Raw genomic sequence first — 19,607 nt, forward strand, 5'->3', positions numbered from 1 at the left:
GGGATGGATCAGGACAGTTCAGCGACGCGTTCGCCGCGCTTGCCGAGCTTCATCAGCCAGTAATAACTCACGGCCGGCACCAGCAAGCCGACCAGCCAGGCCAGGTCGACGCCATCGAGCGCCGTGGCGACCGGACCGACATAGAGCGTGGTATTCATGAACGGAATCTCCAGGGCAATCGCCAGGACAAAACTGCCGCAGGCGATCCAGTTGACCCGCCCGTAAATCCCGTTGAGGTCGAAGATGTCGTCGATCCGGTATTCACCTTTGCGCAGGCAATAGAAGTCCACCAGGTTGATCGCCGTCCAGGGGATCAGGAAGTAGCTCATGAAGAAAATGAAGTTGAGGAAGAAGGTGATGAAATCGTCCTGACTGATGGTGCACAGGCCGGTCGCCACCACGCTGATCACCAGCATGAACAGGCCACGCACCCGCGGCGTCACTTTCAATCTTGCGAAGGGTTCGATCACGGTGATGGTCGACATGAACGCCCCGTACAGGTTGAACACGTTGATCGACACCTGGCCATAGACGATGAACGCGAACAGCAGGATCGCGCCGCTGCCGAACAGCCCGGCGACATGGCCGCCGACGTTGCTGGAAAAGTCGCCGATGCCGACGCTCAGGATCGCCCCTAGGATCATCATCCAGGCACCGCCGCTGACCGTGCCGGCGTAGCTGTACCAGAACACTTGTGCAGCAGACGTATTGCTCGGCAGGTAACGCGAATAGTCGGCGACATAGGGCGCATAGGACAGCTGCCAGGTCACGGCGATGCTCACCGCCACCAGGAACTTCGACAGCGAGAACCCCGTCGGCAGCCATTGCTCGGCCGGGATCGACAGCTGCAGGGCGAACAGCGTGGCGGCGGCGAAGACCAGCAGGGAGAGGATCGACAGCAGCTTCTGCAAGCGGTGAATCAGCCGGTAGCCAAACAGCGCTACCACGAAGCACAGGGCGCCGATCAGGTAGATGTTGCCGCTGGCCGGCAGCGGGCTGACCGACTCCAGCGCCTGGGCCGCCAGCAGGGTATTGCTGACGAAGAACCCGAGGTAGATCAGCATTACGAACAGCAGCGGCAACACCGCCCCGAGCACGCCGAATTGCGCGCGGCTCTGGATCATCTGCGGAATGCCCAATTTGGGCCCCTGGGCGGAATGGGAGGCCATGAAAATCGCCCCCAGCAACGAGCCGACGACGATTGCCAGGGCGCTCCAGAACAGGTTGAGCCCCATCACCACCGGCAGCACACCGGAGGCGATGGTGGTGATGTTCATGTTGGCGCCGAACCAGATGAAGAACAGCGACCCCGGCCGGCCATGGCGTTCGCCTTCGGGGATGAAATCGATGCTTCTTTTTTCGACTTGCATGGCGATTACTCCTGAGTCCGGGCGAGGTGGGCGTGCAAACGGGCGATGGTGCCTGGCAGCTCATGGGGCTGGTGGGCGAACAGGTCCGGGTGCTCGGGATTGAGGCTCAGGTAGTCGCGGTTTTCCAGGGCGCGTTGGCATTCGCTGCGGGTGAGGATTTCCAGGGAGTAGACCCAGTTGGCCATAATCAATAGCGCTGAGTAGTGGCCGGCCAGGGTGGTCGTGGTGCAGGCGTCGCTGACCAGGCGAATGTGGTAACCCAGGGCGAAGGCGTCGAACACCGTGGTCAGCACGCAGACATCGGTGAGTACGCCGCAGATGGTCAGCGTGTGAACGTCCAGCGCCTTGAGCCGGGCATCCAGGTCGGTACGGTGGAAGGCGCTGTAGCGGCCTTTATCGATCACCGTTTCAGCGGGCTGCGGGGCCAGGCTCTCGATGATCTCCACCTGGCGAGTGCCGGCGCGATAACCGCTGGGGCCGCCGTCGGGCGCGCGGGGTTCGCCGGGCGGCAGGTCGCTGCCATCGGCTGGATTGACATGACGGGTATAGAGGATCGGGACCCGCTGCTGGCGGGCGGTTTCGAGAAGGAAGGCCGTGTTGGCCACCACCGAGTCGAAGTGTTCGAGGACGAAGCCGTCCTCCTGTTGCATGTCGATGATCAACAGTGCGTTTTTATTGTTCATGGAGCAAACCTGATCATGGCCGGACGCGGTAGCGTCCCGAAGCACAATGCAGCGCAAGCGCGAGGCTATCGCCTGACGTTCGGCTACGTGGATTCCTGTTCGGGTGGGCTCAGTGAACTATTTGCCAGAAGCCGTTCTGCTTGGCGGTAACGCTGGCGCGCAGGCGCTTGAAATGCAGGTGCGAAGACGTCCAGCCACCGCGCAGGTAAGCCCGCGCGGCGCTGGAGGGAAAGGCGAGTGATTGGAGACGACCATTGGACATGGGAATCGACCCTTGTAGGAGCGAGCTTGCTCGCGAAGAGGGCAGCTCATTCAACATCGATGGCGATGGACCTGACGCTTTCGCGAGCAAGCCCGCTCCCACAGGTCAACGCGGTCATTCAGATGGCGCGCGTTATCGTTGGCGTCCAACGCGAGCAAGCTTGCTCCTACCGGAACGCCGGAACCACGTGCTTGATAAACAGCTCCAGGGACTTTTTCTTCTCGGCGTGCGGCAGGCTGTTGTCGCACCAGAAGCTGAACTCGTCGACGCCCAGTTCCTGATAGTACTTGATGCGCGGAATGATTTCTTCCGGGGTGCCGATCATGGCGGTCTTGTGCAGGCTCTCCAGTTCGAACTCCGGGCGGCCGGCGAATTTCTCTTCCGGGCTGGGCTCCAGGAAGCCGTTGACCGGTGTTACCTTGTTGCCGAACCAGGCATCGAAAGTGCGGTAGAACCTGGCGATGGCCTTGGCCCCGACTTTCCAGCCTTCGGGATTGTCGGCCGAGTGCACGTGGGTATGACGCAGCACCATCAATTGCGGGCGCGGCACGTCCGGGTTGTTGTCCAGGGCGGCCTGGAACTTGTTCTTCAGGTCGAGGACTTCTTCATCGCCTTTCATCAGCGGCGTGACCATCACGTTGCAGCCATTGGCGACGGCGAAGTTGTGCGAGTCCGGGTCACGGGCGGCGATCCACATCGGCGGGTTCGGCTTCTGGATCGGCTTGGGCACGCTGGTGGACGTCGGGAATTTCCAGATGTCGCCGTCATGGGCGTAGTCGCCTTGCCACAGGGCACGTACTACCGGAACCATTTCCCGCAATGCCTGGCCGCCAGAGGAGGCGGGCATACCGCCGGCCATGCGGTCGAATTCAACCTGGTAAGCGCCACGGGCCAGGCCCACTTCCATGCGCCCGTTGCTGATGACGTCCAGCAGCGCGCATTCACCGGCGACCCGGATCGGGTGCCAGAACGGCGCGATGATGGTGCCGGCGCCCAGGTGAATGGTGGTGGTCTTGCCGGCCAGGTAGGCCAGCAGCGGCATCGGGCTTGGCGAGATGGTGTATTCCATGGCGTGGTGTTCACCGATCCATACGGTGCTGAAACCACCGGCCTCGGCCATCAGCGTCAGTTCGGTCAAGTCTTCGAACAACTGGCGGTGGCTGACGCTTTCGTCCCAACGTTCCATGTGTACGAACAGGGAAAATTTCATGACGCTACCTCGAATCTCTTGTGGTCGACCCGTCGACTGCGGGGCTGTTGATTATTGGTATACCATAATACGATATTGATGCAACAATTTTAAGATCAGAAGATCGCAGCCTGCGGCAGCTCCTACACAGGCGGTGATCTTTTGCCTGTAAGTGTCAGGCCAGAACGGGCAAGGCACCCATCTTGCCGTGGCAATACACCAGCGGCCCGGCGTTCTGCCGGGGCACGATCAGGTTCTTCACCGCGCCGACCATGATCGCGTGATCTCCCCCTTCATATTCGCGCCACAACTCGCATTCGATGACCGCCGTGGCGTTGGCCAGGATCGGGTTGCCCAGCTCGCTCAACGTCCACTCGATGCCCTGCGCCTTGTCCTTGCCCTTGCGTGCGAAGGCATAGGCTTCGCTCTGCTGGCCGCCGGACAGTACGTGAATGGCAAAGCGCTTGTTCCTGATCAGGACCGGGTAGGAGTCGGAGCTGTAGTTGGGGCAGAACAACACCAGGGCCGGGTCCATCGACAGCGAGCTGAAGGCGCTGGCGGTCAGGCCGACGATCTGGCCGTCGTCATCGAGTGTGGTGATCACGCAGACGCCGGACGGGAACGAGCCCATGACTTGTTTGTAGATGGCGGCATCGATCATTGGACTGTCCTCGGGAGTGGAACGTGGTTTTTATGAGTTTGTAGGTCTGATGGTATACCGTAATACGTCGTTTGCAAGGTCTTTTTCGGTGAACCGATAAACGTAGGGTCGTCGTCGGAACCTCAATGTTTACGGGGCTTCAAGCGGGTCATGAACGCAGACTGGCGGGCAGGATGGCGGATCAGATGGGCATTTCAAGACCGGATCAGTCTTGTGAAAATGTTGGAATACCATAATATGGTGCGCATCTGAGGGGCGACCACAGAGTCCCCCCGGTTTGGCTTCATACAAAGATAAGAACAGACAAACTCGAGTTCATGCATATGTCCCAGATGTCCCGGCAAGACCCGTTGATCGAGAATCACACGGTCGATTACGTTCCACTCGCAGAGCGCCACGGGAAGGCCCGCGATCTTTTCACCCTATGGTTCAGCACCAACATCGCGCCACTGCCCATCGTCACGGGTGCCATGGTGGTCCAGGTGTTCCACCTCGACCTGTTCTGGGGGTTGCTGGCGATTGCCCTCGGGCATATGGTCGGCGGGCTGGTGATTGCCCTGGCATCGGCCCAGGGGCCGCGCATGGGCATTCCGCAAATGGTCCAGAGCCGGGGTCAGTTTGGGCGCTATGGTGCGTTGCTGATCGTGTTCTTTGCGGCACTGATCTACGTCGGTTTCTTCATCTCCAACATCGTCCTGGCGGGCAAGTCGATTGTCGGCATCGCTCCCTCGGTACCGGTGCCGGCGAGCATCCTCATCGGTGCCCTGAGCGCCACGGCGATCGGGGTGATCGGTTACCGCTTCATCCACTCACTCAACCGCATCGGCACCTGGGTCATGGGCAGCGCCTTGCTCGCCGGCTTCCTCTACATCTTCGCCCATGACCTGCCGGCGGACTTTTTAACCCGCGGCGGTTTCAACTTGTCCGGCTGGTTGGCCACCGTGTCCCTGGGGATCATCTGGCAGATCAGCTTTTCGCCCTACGTGTCGGACTACTCGCGCTACCTGCCGGCCGACATCGGCATCGCCAAGCCGTTCTGGGCCACCTACCTGGGGGCAACCCTGGGCACGATCCTGTCTTTCACCTTCGGCGCGGTGGCTGTGCTGGCGACCCCGGAAGGCACCGAAGCAATGGCTGCGGTGAAGCAATCCACCGGCTGGCTGGGGCCGATCCTGATGGTGCTGTTCCTGCTCAACATCATCAGCCACAACGCCTTGAATCTGTATGGCGCGGTGCTGTCGATCATCACCTCGATCCAGACCTTCGCCAGTCAGTGGACGCCGAGCATCAAGGTGCGTGTGGTGCTGTCGACCGTGGTGCTGGCAGGCTGCTGTGTGGTGGCGCTGGGCGCTTCGGCGGACTTCATCTCGCAGTTCATCGGGCTGATCCTGGCGTTGCTGCTGGTGCTGGTGCCCTGGGCTTCGATCAACCTGATCGACTTCTATGTGATCAAGCGCGGGTCCTATGACATAACCTCGATCTTCCGTGCGGATGGCGGGATTTATGGGCGCTTCAATCTGCATGCGATCGTCGCGTATTTCATCGGGATCATTGTGCAGCTGCCGTTTGCCAATACGTCGTTGTATGTCGGGCCTTATGCCAATCTGGTCGAGGGTGCGGACTTGTCGTGGCTGGTGGGATTGGTGGTGACTTGTCCGCTCTACTATTGCCTGGCTACCCGTGGGCGGGCTGAGCGGAGTCGGGCTTCTAAGTTGGGTTATACCGATTGATGGTTTTTGTTTGTCTGGAATGCCCGGCTTTTGGCCGGGCATTTTTGTTTTGCTCGTAAACATATCCGGATTGCTACCTGATCGCGGCTATACACGATCTACTGTAGGAGCCGGCTTGCCGGCGATGGCGGCCTGACAACCGACCCATCTCCCACGGCCGTCCCCAATCTACTGTAGGAGCTGGCTTGCCAGCGAAGGCGTCCTGACAGACGACCCATCTCTCACGGCCGTCCCCAATCTACTGTAGGAGCTGGCTTGCCAGCGAAGGCGGCCTCACAACCGACCCATCTCTCGCGGCCCTACCCGATCTACTGTGGGAGCTGGCCTGCCGGCGATGGCGGCCTGACAGCCGACCTATTGTTTGGTGTTGGAGTACATATCCATTCCTGCGGTAACGGCCACCTATGGCGCACCTCCTACCTGTAGGAGCGAGCTTGCTCGCGAAAAACGTCCGAAATACGCGGTCCCACAGACAGCTCGCGTCATCGTTGACGACCATCGTTGCGCTGCGGCGACCGACAAGCCAGCTCCTACAGGGGCGTTCATTTGAGATCAGGTCGGCTGTCAGGCCGCCATCGCCGGCAGGCCAGCTCCCACAAGGTTTTGCGGTACTGCAGCAATGGATATGTACGCCAAAAAAAAGGGCCACCGCAACCCGACGTTGCGGCGACCCGAGGGTGATACTCAATTAACGGCCCAGAGGAACCTCAAGGCATCAATGCGCCCCTGCAGCCTTGTTCAAATCACTCTCCGCCCACTCGGTATAAACACAAGCATCCGCAGTCGCCCAACGCACCCGCACCGGATCACCCGCCTGCATCGGCATGCCCGCCGCAGAAAGCGCCTTGACGGTCATCGACGTACCACCCGAAGTCACCACGCTGCACGTCTGGCTTTCACCCAGGAACAACACCTCCACCACCTTGGCCGTCACTTCATTCCAGCCCGCGGCCAGCGGTTCCTGGGCGGCTTGCTCGATGCTCAGGGCCAAGGCCTTTTCCGGCCGCACCATCAACAGTACATCCTGATCGGTTTGCAGCCCGGCCGTCAGGCGGATCGACAGCGGCTGCCCTTCGAACGAAGCCACCGCGTTGCCCTGGGCCTTGAGCTTGAGGAAGTTCGAGTTGCCGAGGAACGAGGCGACAAAGGCGTTCGGCGGGTTCTGGTACAGGTCATAACCGCTGCCCAGGCCGACGATCTTGCCGTGGCTGAAGATGGCGATGCGCTGGGACAGGCGCATGGCTTCTTCCTGGTCGTGGGTCACGTAGACGATGGTGATGCCCAGGCGCCGATGCAGCTGGCGCAGTTCGTCCTGCAAGTCTTCACGCAGTTTCTTGTCCAGTGCGCCCAGCGGTTCATCCATCAGCAGGATGCGTGGTTCGTAGACCAGCGCCCGGGCGATGGCGACACGTTGCTGCTGGCCGCCGGAGAGTTGCGAAGGGCGGCGATGGGCGAATTGCTCGAGCTGCACCAGCTTGAGCATGGCATCGACCCGACGTTCACGCTCGGCGGTGGCCAGTTTGCGGATCGCCAACGGGAAGGCGATGTTGTCGCGCACAGAAAGATGCGGGAACAGCGAGTAGCGCTGGAACACCATGCCGATGTCACGCTTGTGCGGCGGTACGTTCACCAGTGACTGGCCATTGACCAGGATCTCGCCGCTGCTCGGGGTTTCAAAACCGGCGAGCATCGACAGGGTGGTACTTTTGCCCGAGCCGCTGGAGCCGAGGAAGGTGAGGAATTCACCGTCCTTGATGTCCAGCGAGATGTCGTCCACGGCGGCAAAGTCGCCGTAGTATTTGTTCAGGTTGCGCAGGCTCACCAGGGGCTTGTCATTTTGCTGCGCGGAATCTTTGATCACTGCACTCATGTCGTACTCCTGCGCTTAGGCGCTGATTTCGTTGCGCCGGCGCAGTGCGGCGGCGATCACCATGACCAATACCGAGAGGCCGATCAGCAGCGTCGAGGCGACGGCGATCACGGGCGTCAGGTCCTGGCGCAGGGTGGTCCACATTTTCACGGGAAGGGTTTGCAGGGTCGGGCTGGCCATCATCACGCTCAGCACCACCTCATCCCATGAGACGAGGAAGGCGAAGAGGGCGCCGGCCACCATGCCCGGACGGATCGCCGGGAAGGTCACCTTGAACACCGCCTGCAGGCGCGAGGCACCGCAGATCACCGCGGCATCTTCGATCGACTGGTCGAACAGCTTCAGCGAGTTGATGATCGAAATGATGGTGAACGGCAACGCGACGATCACGTGGCTGACCACGAACGCGAACATGGTCCCGGTGTAGCCCAGTTTCAGGAACAGCGCGTACACCGCCACGGCAATGATCACCAGCGGCACGATCATCGGCAGGGTGAACAGGCCGTAGAGCATTTCCCGGCCGGGAAAGCGCCCGCGCACCAGGGCGAAGGCGGTCGGCAGGCCCAGGGCCACGGCAAAGAACGTGGTCAGTACCGCGACCTTGAGGCTGGCCATGGCCGCGTTCATCCAGTCGGCGTTGGAGAAAAACTGGCCGTACCATTTCAGCGTCCAGCCCGGTGGCGGGAACACCAGCCATTGCGACGAGCCGAACGACAGCAGGACGATGAACACGATCGGCAACAACAGGAACAGACCGATCAGCCCGGTGGTGGCATACAGGCCAAAGCGCATCCGGCGGCTCATGGCATTGGGGGTCAGGAGCATGACGGCTTACCTCGCGTTGCTGGCGCCAACCGGGGATTCCGGCTGAAGCTTCAGGTAGAAGTAGAACAGCACCAGCGTGATCACGATCAGCAACGCGGCACCGGCGCTGGCCAGGCCCCAATTGAGGAACGACTGCACCTGCTGGATGATGAACTCGGGCAGCATCATGTTCTGCGCACCGCCCAGCAACGCTGGCGTCACGTAGTAACCGAGGGACATCACGAACACCATCAAGCCACCGGAGAACAGCCCCGGCCGGCACAGCGGCAGGAACACCCGGAAGAAGTTGGTCCAGGGACTCGCGCCGCAGATCGAGCCGGCCTGCAGGATCATCGGGTCGATGGCCTGCATGGTCGCCTGCAGCGGCAGCACGATGAACGGGATCATGATGTAGCTCATGCCGATCACCACGCCGGTGAGGTTATGCACCATCTCCAGCGGCTGATCGATGATGCCCATGGCCATCAGCGCCTTGTTGATCACCCCGGAGGCTTGCAGCAACACCAGCCAGGAATAGGTGCGGGCGAGGAGGCTGGTCCACATCGACAACAGCACGATGTTGAGGATCCAGCGACCCCAGCCGCGGGGCACCAGGGTGATCGCCCAGGCCAGCGGGAAACCCAGCAGCAGGCTGAACAGCGTCACCAGGCCGGCCACCGAGAAGGTGTTGAGCAAGACCCGGGCATAGGCCGAGTTGGCGAACAGTTGCTCGTAGTTGCCCAGCCCAGGCACAGGCTCCAGCACGCCGCGCAGCAGCAGGCCGATCAGGGGTGCCAGGAAGAACAGGCCGAGGAACATCAGGGCGGGGATCAGGTTGCTCGATCCGCGCCAGCGTTGCGCCAGGGTCGGGGTTTGCGTCATCGCAGCGGCCTTGCCGGCAGCGCCAAGGGCGCTCCCGACGGGCGAGGATGGACGGGACGCAGTTGCCGTCATTTTCATTTGACCAGCCATTCGTTCCACCGTGTCGCGATAGCAGGACCGTTCTTGGCCCAGTAGGCGAAATCAAGAGTGATTTGATCCTTGGCGTAGGCCGTCGGCAGGTTGGGGGCCAGCTCCGAGTCCAGGCGCGCCACGCTGTCGACGTTGACCGGGGCGTAGGCGGTCAGGTTGGAGAAGTCGGCCTGGCCTTTGGCACTGCTGGCATTGGCCAGGAACTTCATCGCCGCGTCCTTGTTCTTCGAACCTTTTGGAATGACCAGGATGTCGGCCATGACCAGGTTCTGTTTCCAGCTCACGCCGACCGGTGCACCGTCTTCCTGCAGGGCATGAATGCGACCGTTCCAGAACTGGCCCATGCTCGCTTCACCGGAGGCCAACAGCTGTTGCGACTGCGCGCCGCCGCCCCACCAGACAATGTCTTTCTTGATGGTGTCGAGTTTCTTGAAGGCGCGGTCCAGGTCCAGCGGGTAGAGCTTGTCGGCGGCGACGCCATCGGCCAGCAGCGCCAGTTCGAGCACGCCAGGGCTTGGCCATTTGTAGAGGGCGCGTTTGCCGGGGAAGGTCTTGGTGTCGAACAGCGAGGACCAGTCCTGGGGTTTGTTGGCACCCAGCTTGCCTTCGTTGTAGCCGAGCACGAAGGAGAAGAAGAACGAGCCGACGCCGTGATCGGAAACGAAGCGCGGGTCGATCTTGGCGCGATCGATGACTTTGAAATCGAGGGGTTCGAGCAGGCCTTCGGCGGCGGCGCGCAAGGCGAAGTCGGCTTCGACGTCGACCACGTCCCACTGCACGTTGCCGCTTTCGACCATGGCCTTGAGCTTGCCGTAGTCGGTAGGGCCATCCTGGACCACGGTGATACCGGTGGACTTGCTGAACGGATCGGCCCAGGCCTGCTTCTGTGCATCCTGAGTGCTACCGCCCCAGCTGACGAAGTTGACGCTTTCGGCCGCCATAACCACATGACTGGCCGTGGCCAGCAGGCCGGCGAACAGTACTGCGGTTGCACGTTTGTTCAACACCATTTTCACGCCCTCATTTGTTGTGTTTTTGAGCGGGCTTGGTAGTGCCCGCCTATCGGGAGCAGTAGGTCCATCTGGCCTTGAAAGGCGACCGGGCCAAGGGCTGTTGTGGGTGCTTTCCCTGTCGGGTGCGCTTGGCTGAATCGCCCGGTCTATGGAATATCATATTATGGTATTCCAAACTTTGTGCAAGCACTTTGCCTTACCGGCTATCAGCCAAAAATGCTTTTTTATTGCAGAACTCGAATCTGTAGAACGACGCACCCCCTGTAGGAGCTGGCTTGCCAGCGAAGGACTCACATACACCGCGTTTATCCAGAAAACACCGGTTATCGTTGACGCCTCGGCTGGGGCGAGTCCCATCCAATTACAGGGGGGCATCATTCATTCAATGAACGGGATGCTCTCGACGACTTCCAGGTCATACCCGGTCAGCCCTGCATATTTCAACGGCGGCCCAAGATGCCGCAGCTTGCCGACGCCAAGGTTCTGCAGGATCTGTGCCCCGGTGCCGACTTCCGAATAGATCCGTGACTGCGAACGGCTGAATTGCCGCGGCGCCTGGGTCAGTTGCGGCACACGCTCCAGCAACGCTTGCGAGGATTCGTGGTTGGCCAGCACCACCACCACGCCGCGACCTTCCTGCGCCACGCGCTGCAATGCGGCCCATAACGTCCAGTTGGAAGGCCCGCTGTACTCGGCGCCCACCAGGTCGCGCAACGGGTCGATTACGTGCACGCGCACCAGCGTCGCTTCATCGCGGCGCAGATCACCCATGACCATTGCCATGTGGACACCGCCTTCGATGCGATCCTCAAAGGTGATCAGACGAAAGGTGCCATGCACCGTCGGCAGCTCGCGCTCGCCGATGCGCACCACCGTATGCTCGGTACTTAAACGATAGTGGATCAGGTCGGCGATGGTGCCGATCTTGATCCCGTGCTTGCGCGCGAACACTTCCAGGTCCGGGCGGCGAGCCATGGTGCCGTCATCGTTCATCACTTCGACGATCACCGAGGCGGGGGTGAAGCCGGCCAGGCGAGCCAGGTCGCAACCGGCCTCGGTGTGGCCGGCGCGGGTCAGTACGCCGCCTTCCCGGGCGCGCAGAGGGAAGATGTGCCCGGGCTGCACAATATCGGTGGCACTCGCGCCCTCGGCGACGGCGGCGGCCACGGTGCGTGCGCGGTCGGCAGCGGAGATGCCGGTGGTGACGCCAACCGCCGCTTCGATCGACACGGTGAACGCGGTGCTGAACACGCTGCCATTGCTCGGCACCATCTGTTCAAGGCCAAGGCGCTGGCAATGCTCGTCGGTCAGGGTCAGGCAGATCAGGCCCCGTGCTTCACGGGCCATGAAGCTGATGGCTTCGGCGCTGCAACGGTCGGCGGCCAGCAACAGGTCGCCTTCGTTTTCCCGGTCCTCGTCGTCCACCAGGAGCACCATCTTGCCTTGGCGGTAGTCTTCGATGATTTCTTCGATGCTGTTGAAGGCCATGTAAGGATTCTCGGTGTTTGATGGAGATATATTGTGGTATACCATAATACATAACAACCACAGAGGTCACTATGAAGGCGTACTGGATTGCTCACGTGGATATCACCGACCCCGATCAATACAGCCAATACACCCAGCGGGCACCGAAGGCGTTTGCCGAATACGGGGGTCGGATATTGGCGCGCGGCGGACGCAGCGAAGCGATGGAAGGTCGGCCGACGCCGCAACGCAGCGTGGTGATCGAGTTTGACTCGTACGAGCAGGCGTTGGCCTGTTATCGATCCGAGCTGTATCAGGAGGCGAAAGGGCACCGCGAAGGCGTGGCGCGGGCCGAGGTGATCATCGTCGAAGGTGTGTCACCAACCTGACAAACACCACATCACCCTGTAGGAGCTGGCTTGCCAGCGAAGGCGTCCGCGAGGCCTGCGCAATACTCAAGGACGCCTTCGCCGGCAAGCCGGCTCCTACAAGGGATGGCGGAATATCGGAGGCTTTCGCTAGCGAATGAAATGAATTTTGCCGGTGTCGTCGTTACCGATGTAGATGCCGTAGACCCCGGCCTGGCGTTCCTCGATATAACGCTCGAGGATCTGCCTTATCGCCGGGTAATAGATGCTGTCCCAGGGAATGTCCTCAGGCGCGAAGAATTTGTAGTCGAGGGTTTCCGGCCCGTATTGCCCGGTGATCTCCAGCGCGATGGCGCGGAAGATGATGTACACCTCGCAGATTGTAGGCACGCTGAAGATCGAGTAGGGCGAGAGGATCTCCGCGCGCACGCCGCTCTCTTCCCAGACTTCGCGCAGCGCCGCCTGCTCGGTGGTCTCGCCACCTTCCATGAAGCCCGCCGGCAAGGTCCAGGTGCCGGGGCGCGGGGGGATGGCGCGTTGGCACAGCAGGTACTTGCCGTCCTGTTCGATGATGCAGCCGGCGATGATTTTCGGATTGACGTAGTGGATGTAGCCGCAGACGCGGCACATCAGGCGCTCGTGCGTATCGCCCGGGGGCAGTTGTGACTTGAGGTCATTGCTGCCGCACTTTGGACAATAGCTCGGGCTGAACATGATCAACGACCTATGCGAGGTTCTTTGAGTGCGATGGGCTGGGTGATCTCGGGGATCGCCCCGGTCTCTTCCTGCTTGCGCTTGAGGTAATCGAGGGCGACGGTGGCGGCGGCGCGCACGTGGTCGACGCACGCCTGGTGAGCGGCCAGGGGATCACCGCTCTTGATCGCCTCGACCATGCGTTCCATTTCCTGGTTGCTGGCGCCGCGACGGTTCTGCTGGGACACCGAAGTCGCCCGCAGATAGCTGATGCGCGCCTGCAACTGACGCAACTGGGTCGCGGCGACATGGTTGCCGGAGCCTTCGAGCAGTACGTCGTAGAAGCCCTGGACGGAGTCGATGACCTGCTGCAGCTCGCCTTCCTTCAAGGCCTGGCGGTTTTCTTCCAGGGCCTTTTCCAGGGCCTTGATGTCCTTGGCCTTGGCCCGCAGGGTGAACAGCTGGACGATCAGGCCCTCGAGTACGCAACGCAGCTCATAGATATCGACGGCATCGGCCAGGGTGATGATCGCCACCCGCGGGCCCTTGGCGTCGGCGAACTCCACCAGGCCTTCGGATTCCAGGTGACGCAAGGCTTCGCGCACCGAGGTGCGGCTCACGCCCAGGCGATCGCACAGATCGCGTTCGACCAGTCGATCTCCCGGCAGGAGCTGGAAGTTCATGATGGCGCTTCGCAGTTTATCCAGCACGATTTCGCGCAGGGTAACGGGGTTGCGATTGACCTTGAAGCTGTCGTCGAGTGGCAGGCGTTTCATGGGGTCCGCTCTAGAATGTGGCTGTCCATGCAAAACGGGCACCGTCCGTGCTCGTTCAGTTCAAACAGCCGAGGGGTTAACTTGAGGCCTCGGCATCGGCTTCGGCGAATGCTTCCCGGGCGAGCCGGAAACTGTCGACGGCAGCGGGAACACCGCAATATATGCCGACCTGAAGCAGAATTTCGCGTATTTGCTCACGACTCAGGCCGTTACGCAAGGCGCCGCGCACATGCAGCTTGAGTTCGTGCGGGCGGTTGAGGGCCGAGATCATGGCCAGGTTGATCATGCTGCGCTCCTTGAGCGACAGACCCTCGCGGCCCCAGACGTGGCCCCAGCAGTACTCGGTGACCATCTCCTGCAGGGGACGGGTGAAGTCGTCGGCGTTCTCGATGGAATGATTCACATAGGCTTCGCCCAGCACCTGGGTGCGGATCTTGAGGCCTTTTTCGTATTTTTCGTTGCTCATTTCGATGATCTCCTTAGACCCCTGTAGGAGCCGGCTTGCCGGCGAAGGCGTACTTGAGGGCGCCTTCGCCGGCAAGCCGGGCTCCTACAGGTATTGATTCACAGCCCACCCATCAAGGTGTATTTGAGCTCCAGGTAATCCTCGATGCCGTATTTGGAGCCTTCGCGCCCCAGCCCCGAGGATTTGATCCCGCCAAACGGCGCGACTTCGGTGGAGATCAACCCTTCGTTGATCCCGACCATGCCGTATTCCAGCGCTTCGCTCATGCGCCAGGCGCGGCCCAGGTCGCGGGTGTAGCAATAGGCAGCCAGGCCGAATTCGGTGTCGTTGGCCATCTGCACGGCCTCGGATTCGCTGGCGAAGCGGAACACCGCGGCGAGCGGGCCGAAGGTTTCTTCCCGGGCGACTTTCATCTGCGTGGTGATGCCGGCCAATACCGTGGGCTGGAAGAAGCCATGGCCCAGGGCGTGGCGTTCGCCGCCGCACAACAGCTGTGCACCTTGCGCCAGTGCATCCTGCACATGGTCTTCAACCTTGGCCACGGCGCGCTCGTTGATCAGCGGACCCTGGGTGACGCCGTCGGCGAAACCGCTGCCAACCTTGAGTTGCGAGACCCGTTCGGCCAACCGCGCGACGAAAGCGTCGTGAATACCGTCCTGCACCAGGAAGCGATTGACACAGACACAGGTCTGGCCGGCATTGCGAAATTTGGCGATCAGCGCGCCTTCCACCGCACGTTCCAGATCGGCGTCGTCGAAGACGATAAAAGGCGCGTTGCCGCCCAGTTCCAGCGACACCTTTTTCAGCGTCGGCGCGCACTGCGCCATCAGCAACTTGCCAATGGCCGTGGAGCCGGTGAACGACAGTTTGCGCACCAGCGGACTAGCGGTCAGTTCGGCGCCGATGGCGATGGCATCGCCGGTGATCACGTTGAAAATACCGGCGGGAATGCCGGCCTGCTCGGCCAGCGCGGCCATGGCCAGAGCCGAGAACGGCGTCTCCGGCGCCGGCTTGACGATACACGGGCAACCGGCGGCCAGTGCCGGGCCGGCCTTGCGGGTGATCATCGCCGCGGGGAAGTTCCAGGGGGTGATCGCCGCGACGACACCGATTGGTTCCTTGCTCACGACAATACGCGCATCGCCCTTGTGGCTGGGAATGGTGTCGCCGTAGATGCGCTTGGCTTCTTCGGCGAACCACTCGATGAAGCTGGCGGCGTAGAGGATTTCACCCTTGGCTTCGGCCAACGGCTTGCCTTGTTCGAGGGTGAGTATTTCGGCCAGGGCATCGGCGTTTTCCAGCATCAGCGCGTGCCAGCGCTTTAGCGTGTTGCTGCGTTCCTTGGCGGTGAGTGCGCGCCAGGCCGGCCAGGCCTTGTTGGCGGCGTCGATGGCCTGGCGTGCGTCTTCGGCGCCGAGGTTTGGCACCTGGCCGATCAACTCGCCGGTGGCCGGGTTGAAGATGTCCTGTTGCGCACCGTCGGGCGCATCCAGCCATTGGCCGTTGATGTAGGCCTGCTGGCGGAACAGTAACGAGGCTGCTGGGCTCATGCCGGCTCCTGACAAAATTTAAAAAATCTGCACGGACCCCTGTGGGAGCGGGCTTGCTCGCGAAAGCGGTGGGTCAGTCAATATTGATGTCAACTGATACTCCGCCTTCGCGAGCAAGCCCGCTCCCACAGGTTTTTTTGTGTGGAACCGATCAGGCCAGGGTGGGCAGGGGGCCCAGCTTGCCTTTGTGGTAGATCATCGGCGTCACCGGTTGCTCGGGCAGGATCAGGTTCTTCACCGCACCGACGATGATGGCGTGGTCGCCGCCATCGTATTCGCGCCACAGTTCGCACTCGATGATCGCCGTGGCCTTGCGCAGCAACGGGTTGCCCAGTTCGCTCAAGTGCCACTCGATGCCGTTGGCCTTGTCCTTGCCTTTGCCGGCAAACGCATAGGCTTCGGCGGTCTGGTCGGCGGACAGCAGGTGAATCGCGAACTGCTTGCTGTCGCGCAGGATCGGGTAGGTGTCAGAGGCGTAGTTGGGGCAGAACAGCACCAGTGCCGGATCGATCGACAGCGCACTGAAGGCACTGGCGGTAATGCCGACGATGCCGCCCGCCGGGTCCAGGGTGGTGACCACCGTGACCCCGGAAGGGAACGAGCTCATGACGTCTTTGTAAATGCCGGGTTCGATCATTTCTCAGGACTCCTAGCGCATCACGAATGGATCAGGCATCGGTGCCTGGGACAGATTGATCCACACCGTTTTCAGCTCGGTGTAGGCCAGCACGGAATCGATGCCGCTTTCGCGTCCATAGCCACTGTTCTTGAAGCCGCCGATCGGCGCCATGGCCGACACCGCGCGGTAGGTATTGACCCAGATGATCCCCGAACGCACGTCCCGGGCCAGGCGATGGGCGCGGCCCAGGTCGCGAGTCCAGATGCCGGCGGCGAGGCCGAACTGCGAGTCGTTGGCGATCGCCAGGGCTTCGGCTTCGTCCTTGAAACGGATGACCGAAGCCACCGGGCCGAACACTTCTTCCTGCATGATCTTCATCGAATTGCGGTCGCATTCGAACAGGGTCGGCTCATAGAACCAGCCTTCGCCCAGGTTCTGCGCACGCTTGCCACCCAGGCGCAGTGTTGCCCCTTCGGCAATGGCATCGGCCACCAGTCCTTCCACTACGGCCAGCTGCTGCGCGGTGGCCATCGGGCCCATTTCGCTGCTGTCTTCCTGCGGGTTGCCGATGCGGATGCGCTGGGCGCGTTCCACCAGGCGAGCGACGAATTCGTCGTAGATTTCGTCCTGCACCAGCAGGCGCGAACCCGACACACAGCTTTGCCCGGAGGCGGCGTAGATCCCGGCGATGGCGCCGTTGATCGCGCTGTCGAGGTCGGCGTCGGCGAAGATGATGTTCGGCGACTTGCCGCCCAGTTCCAGGGACAATTTCGCGAAGTTCTCGGCACTGCTGCGCACCACATGCCGGGCCGTCGCCGCGCCACCGGTGAAGGCGATCTTGCGCACCAGCGGATGGCGGGTGAGGGCGGCACCGGTGCTCGGGCCGTAACCGGTGACGATGTTGACCACGCCCGGCGGGATGCCGGCTTCCAGCGCCAAACGCGCCAGTTCGAGAATGGTCGCCGAGGCGTGCTCGGACGGCTTGATCACGATGGTATTGCCCGCCGCCAGGGCCGGCGCCAGTTTGATCGCGGTCAGGTACAGCGGGCTGTTCCACGGAATGATCGCGGCGACCACGCCCATGGCTTCGTGCACGGTGTAGGCAAACAGGTCGGGCTTGTCCAGCGGCAGGGTGCCGCCTTCGAGCTTGTCGGCCAGGCCTGCGGTGTAGTGGAAGAACTCCGGCAGGTAGCCGACCTGGCCGCGGGTCTCGCGGATCAGTTTGCCGTTGTCGCGGCTTTCCAGCTGCGCCAGTTGTTCCTTGTTTTCGGCGATCAGGTCGCCCAGTCGGCGCAGCAACTTGCCGCGGGCGGTGGCGGTCAGGCCACGCCAGGCCGGGCTGTCGAAGGCGGTCTGCGCAGCCTGTACGGCGCGCTCGACGTCGGCTTCGTCGGCATCGGGCAGTTCGGCCCAGGGCTCGGCCAGGGCCGGATTGAGGCTTTCGAAAGTCTTGCCGGAGAGGGCATCGACCCATTCACCGCCGATGCACATCTGGAAGCGTGTGAGTGTCATGCAACGATCCCCTTGATCTGGTTTTGTCGGGAGTGCGCCGTGTCGAGAAACTCCAGCAACAGCTGATTGACCAGGCGCGGCGATTCTACGGGCATCATATGCCGCTGCTCGGCGAGCACGGCAACCTTGGCACCGGGAATGCGCTGGGCCAGTTGCTCGGCCATTTCCGGGGTCGACCCGGGGTCGAGTTCGCCGGTGGCGATCAACGCCGGTACCTGGATGTTGCCCAGGTCCTCGGCGCGGTACATGTCCTGGGTGGCAAACAATTCGTAGGTGGTCAGGTAACCCTGGGGGTCATTGCCCGCCAGCGTCTGGCGAATTGCGGCGATCTGCGCCGGATTGGCCGCCTGGTATTCACGGCTGAACCAGCGTGACAGCGCGGCTTCGGCGTTGGCGTCCGGACCGTGCTCGGCGGCCTGGCTGGTGCGGGCGATCACGCCGGCACGTTGCTCAGCGGTGCGATTGAACACGCTGTTGAGCACCACCAGGCTTTGCAGGCGTTGCGGGTAATGCAGGGCGAAAGCCCGCGCCACCAGCCCACCCATGGAGAAACCGATCACGGCCGCCTTGGGCAATTGCAGATGATCGAGCAGCTCGAGCAACTGGTCTGCATAACCGAGCAGCGGCGTGCCGCTTTCAGGGCGCGGGCTGGCGCCATGGCCGAGCATGTCGTAGGCGATGACGCGGTATTGCGTGGCCAGGCCAACGATCTGGCCGCCCCACATTTCTTTGTTCAGGCCCACGCCGTGGATCAAGACCACGGGCTGGCCTTGGCCGGTCGCCAGGTAACTGGTGCCAGCCGGGGTGCGTTCAGCGGTGAGCCGAATCATGGAGCGCTCCTGCATACCTTTTTGTTGTAGTGACCGACCGGCTTACTGGGCTTTTTCGGCAGCCAGTTCTTCCAGGTCGATGTAGCGGTTGCCGATGCGTGGGTGCAGGCGGCCGCCATCGGCGCAACCCAGGACCACGACGATTTCGTCGGCACGCGGCGCGTCTTCGATCTTCATTTCCAGGGTGATGTAGTGCGAACGCAGGCCTTCATCGTCCTTGTGCATCATCGGGATCTGGATCGAAGTGCCCGGGCCGCCGCGCTTGTTGGTAAAGCTCAGGTAGCTCTTGGCTTTCACCGCTTCGCGGTAATGGTTGCCAAAGCGCAGGGTGTGGATCACCGCGGAGGCGTGTTCGATTTCACCGTCGGCACCGACCACGGCAGCCTTGCCATAGGCTTCGATCTTCTCGGCACCGCCAATGATGCCCACCAGGCGCTCGACCATCAGCGCGCCGAGGTCGGAGCAGTTGGCGCGGATCTGCGGCTTGAGGTCTTCAACGAAACCGTTGCCCAGCCAGGGGTTCTTCATCACCACGGCCAGCCCGACCATGGTCACGGGCTTGTCGGTGGCTTTGCCGCCTTCGATGAAGGTTTCTTCGACATAGCTGACGATCTTGCGGATTTCGAAACTCATGAGCTGCTCCGTATCAGGGTGGAAGGTGTCTGTGCGTATGATGGTATACCATAATACCGGATGCGCAATAGCCTGATGGGAGTTTCTGGTCGGAAGGCGATGAAAAGAGGGGAGGGGTGTAGCGAAGGCGGCATCACGG

20 protein-coding genes are annotated in these 19,607 nt (G+C 61.7%); 2 read left to right on the top strand and 18 right to left on the bottom strand.

Features of this window, described 5'->3' with window-relative positions:
* Positions 1-8: 8 nt before the first annotated feature.
* The 5 genes from NPS56_RS29175 to NPS56_RS29195 all read right to left on the bottom strand — a co-directional run bounded on the left by NPS56_RS29175 (position 9) and on the right by NPS56_RS29195 (position 4,165).
* Positions 9-1,370 (bottom strand): purine-cytosine permease family protein, encoded by a 1,362-nt coding sequence (locus NPS56_RS29175; RefSeq protein ID WP_274077862.1) that lies wholly within the window; start codon positions 1,368-1,370, stop codon positions 9-11.
* Positions 1,371-1,375: 5 nt separating this feature from the next.
* Positions 1,376-2,053 (bottom strand): isochorismatase family cysteine hydrolase, encoded by a 678-nt coding sequence (locus tag NPS56_RS29180; RefSeq protein ID WP_274077863.1) that lies wholly within the window; start codon positions 2,051-2,053, stop codon positions 1,376-1,378.
* A gap of 109 nt (positions 2,054-2,162) precedes the next feature.
* Positions 2,163-2,315, bottom strand: coding sequence for a hypothetical protein (locus NPS56_RS29185; RefSeq protein ID WP_274077864.1), 153 nt, complete (start codon positions 2,313-2,315; stop codon positions 2,163-2,165).
* A gap of 166 nt (positions 2,316-2,481) precedes the next feature.
* Positions 2,482-3,525, bottom strand: a complete 1,044-nt coding sequence (locus NPS56_RS29190; RefSeq protein WP_274077865.1) for an LLM class flavin-dependent oxidoreductase — start codon at positions 3,523-3,525, stop codon at positions 2,482-2,484.
* Positions 3,526-3,679: 154 nt separating this feature from the next.
* Positions 3,680-4,165, bottom strand: a complete 486-nt coding sequence (locus NPS56_RS29195; protein ID WP_274077866.1) for a flavin reductase family protein — start codon at positions 4,163-4,165, stop codon at positions 3,680-3,682.
* A gap of 323 nt (positions 4,166-4,488) precedes the next feature.
* Here NPS56_RS29195 and NPS56_RS29200 point away from each other — a divergent pair, with 323 nt between their 5' ends.
* Complete coding sequence (locus NPS56_RS29200; RefSeq protein ID WP_274077867.1) at positions 4,489-5,895, top strand: purine-cytosine permease family protein; 1,407 nt, start codon at positions 4,489-4,491, stop codon at positions 5,893-5,895.
* Positions 5,896-6,610: 715 nt separating this feature from the next.
* Here NPS56_RS29200 and NPS56_RS29205 read toward each other — a convergent pair.
* The 5 genes from NPS56_RS29205 to ribBA form a co-directional block, all read right to left on the bottom strand.
* Positions 6,611-7,765 (bottom strand): ABC transporter ATP-binding protein, encoded by a 1,155-nt coding sequence (locus NPS56_RS29205; protein WP_274077868.1) that lies wholly within the window; start codon positions 7,763-7,765, stop codon positions 6,611-6,613.
* Between the two features lie 15 nt (positions 7,766-7,780).
* Positions 7,781-8,590, bottom strand: coding sequence for an ABC transporter permease (locus NPS56_RS29210; protein WP_007976227.1), 810 nt, complete (start codon positions 8,588-8,590; stop codon positions 7,781-7,783).
* Positions 8,591-8,596: 6 nt separating this feature from the next.
* Positions 8,597-9,529: an ABC transporter permease gene (locus tag NPS56_RS29215; protein ID WP_274077869.1), complete on the bottom strand. Its 933-nt coding sequence runs from the start codon at positions 9,527-9,529 to the stop codon at positions 8,597-8,599.
* Positions 9,526-10,551, bottom strand: coding sequence for an ABC transporter substrate-binding protein (locus tag NPS56_RS29220; protein ID WP_274077870.1), 1,026 nt, complete (start codon positions 10,549-10,551; stop codon positions 9,526-9,528). Before NPS56_RS29220 ends, NPS56_RS29215 begins: the two co-directional genes overlap by 4 nt.
* Before the next feature lie 381 nt (positions 10,552-10,932).
* On the bottom strand, positions 10,933-12,042 hold the full coding sequence (ribBA, locus tag NPS56_RS29225; protein ID WP_274077871.1) for a bifunctional 3,4-dihydroxy-2-butanone-4-phosphate synthase/GTP cyclohydrolase II: 1,110 nt from the start codon (positions 12,040-12,042) through the stop codon (positions 10,933-10,935).
* 71 nt (positions 12,043-12,113) lie between these two features.
* Between ribBA and NPS56_RS29230 the strand changes: the two genes are divergently transcribed.
* Positions 12,114-12,410, top strand: a complete 297-nt coding sequence (locus tag NPS56_RS29230; RefSeq protein ID WP_274077872.1) for a DUF1330 domain-containing protein — start codon at positions 12,114-12,116, stop codon at positions 12,408-12,410.
* A gap of 129 nt (positions 12,411-12,539) precedes the next feature.
* Here NPS56_RS29230 and NPS56_RS29235 read toward each other — a convergent pair whose 3' ends face one another.
* The 8 genes from NPS56_RS29235 to NPS56_RS29270 all read right to left on the bottom strand — a co-directional run bounded on the left by NPS56_RS29235 (position 12,540) and on the right by NPS56_RS29270 (position 19,468).
* The gene (locus NPS56_RS29235; RefSeq protein WP_274077873.1) at positions 12,540-13,103 is read right to left on the bottom strand and encodes an NUDIX hydrolase; all 564 of its coding nucleotides are present in this window, start codon (positions 13,101-13,103) and stop codon (positions 12,540-12,542) included.
* Positions 13,104-13,105: 2 nt separating this feature from the next.
* Positions 13,106-13,858, bottom strand: coding sequence for a GntR family transcriptional regulator (locus NPS56_RS29240; protein ID WP_046817510.1), 753 nt, complete (start codon positions 13,856-13,858; stop codon positions 13,106-13,108).
* 76 nt (positions 13,859-13,934) lie between these two features.
* On the bottom strand, positions 13,935-14,324 hold the full coding sequence (locus NPS56_RS29245; RefSeq protein ID WP_274077874.1) for a carboxymuconolactone decarboxylase family protein: 390 nt from the start codon (positions 14,322-14,324) through the stop codon (positions 13,935-13,937).
* Between the two features lie 98 nt (positions 14,325-14,422).
* Positions 14,423-15,874, bottom strand: coding sequence for an NAD-dependent succinate-semialdehyde dehydrogenase (locus NPS56_RS29250; protein ID WP_274077875.1), 1,452 nt, complete (start codon positions 15,872-15,874; stop codon positions 14,423-14,425).
* 151 nt (positions 15,875-16,025) lie between these two features.
* On the bottom strand, positions 16,026-16,511 hold the full coding sequence (locus NPS56_RS29255) for a flavin reductase family protein (protein WP_046817508.1): 486 nt from the start codon (positions 16,509-16,511) through the stop codon (positions 16,026-16,028).
* A gap of 12 nt (positions 16,512-16,523) precedes the next feature.
* Positions 16,524-18,005: an aldehyde dehydrogenase gene (locus NPS56_RS29260; RefSeq protein ID WP_274077876.1), complete on the bottom strand. Its 1,482-nt coding sequence runs from the start codon at positions 18,003-18,005 to the stop codon at positions 16,524-16,526.
* Entirely contained in the window at positions 18,002-18,835 is an 834-nt protein-coding gene (locus NPS56_RS29265) for an alpha/beta fold hydrolase (RefSeq protein WP_274077877.1), read from the bottom strand. Before NPS56_RS29265 ends, NPS56_RS29260 begins: the two co-directional genes overlap by 4 nt.
* 42 nt (positions 18,836-18,877) lie before the next feature.
* Complete coding sequence (locus NPS56_RS29270; protein WP_274077878.1) at positions 18,878-19,468, bottom strand: amino acid synthesis family protein; 591 nt, start codon at positions 19,466-19,468, stop codon at positions 18,878-18,880.
* Positions 19,469-19,607: the final 139 nt, after the last annotated feature.

This window comes from Pseudomonas putida (assembly GCF_028682635.1).
Lineage (GTDB): Bacteria > Pseudomonadota > Gammaproteobacteria > Pseudomonadales > Pseudomonadaceae > Aquipseudomonas > Aquipseudomonas putida_AE.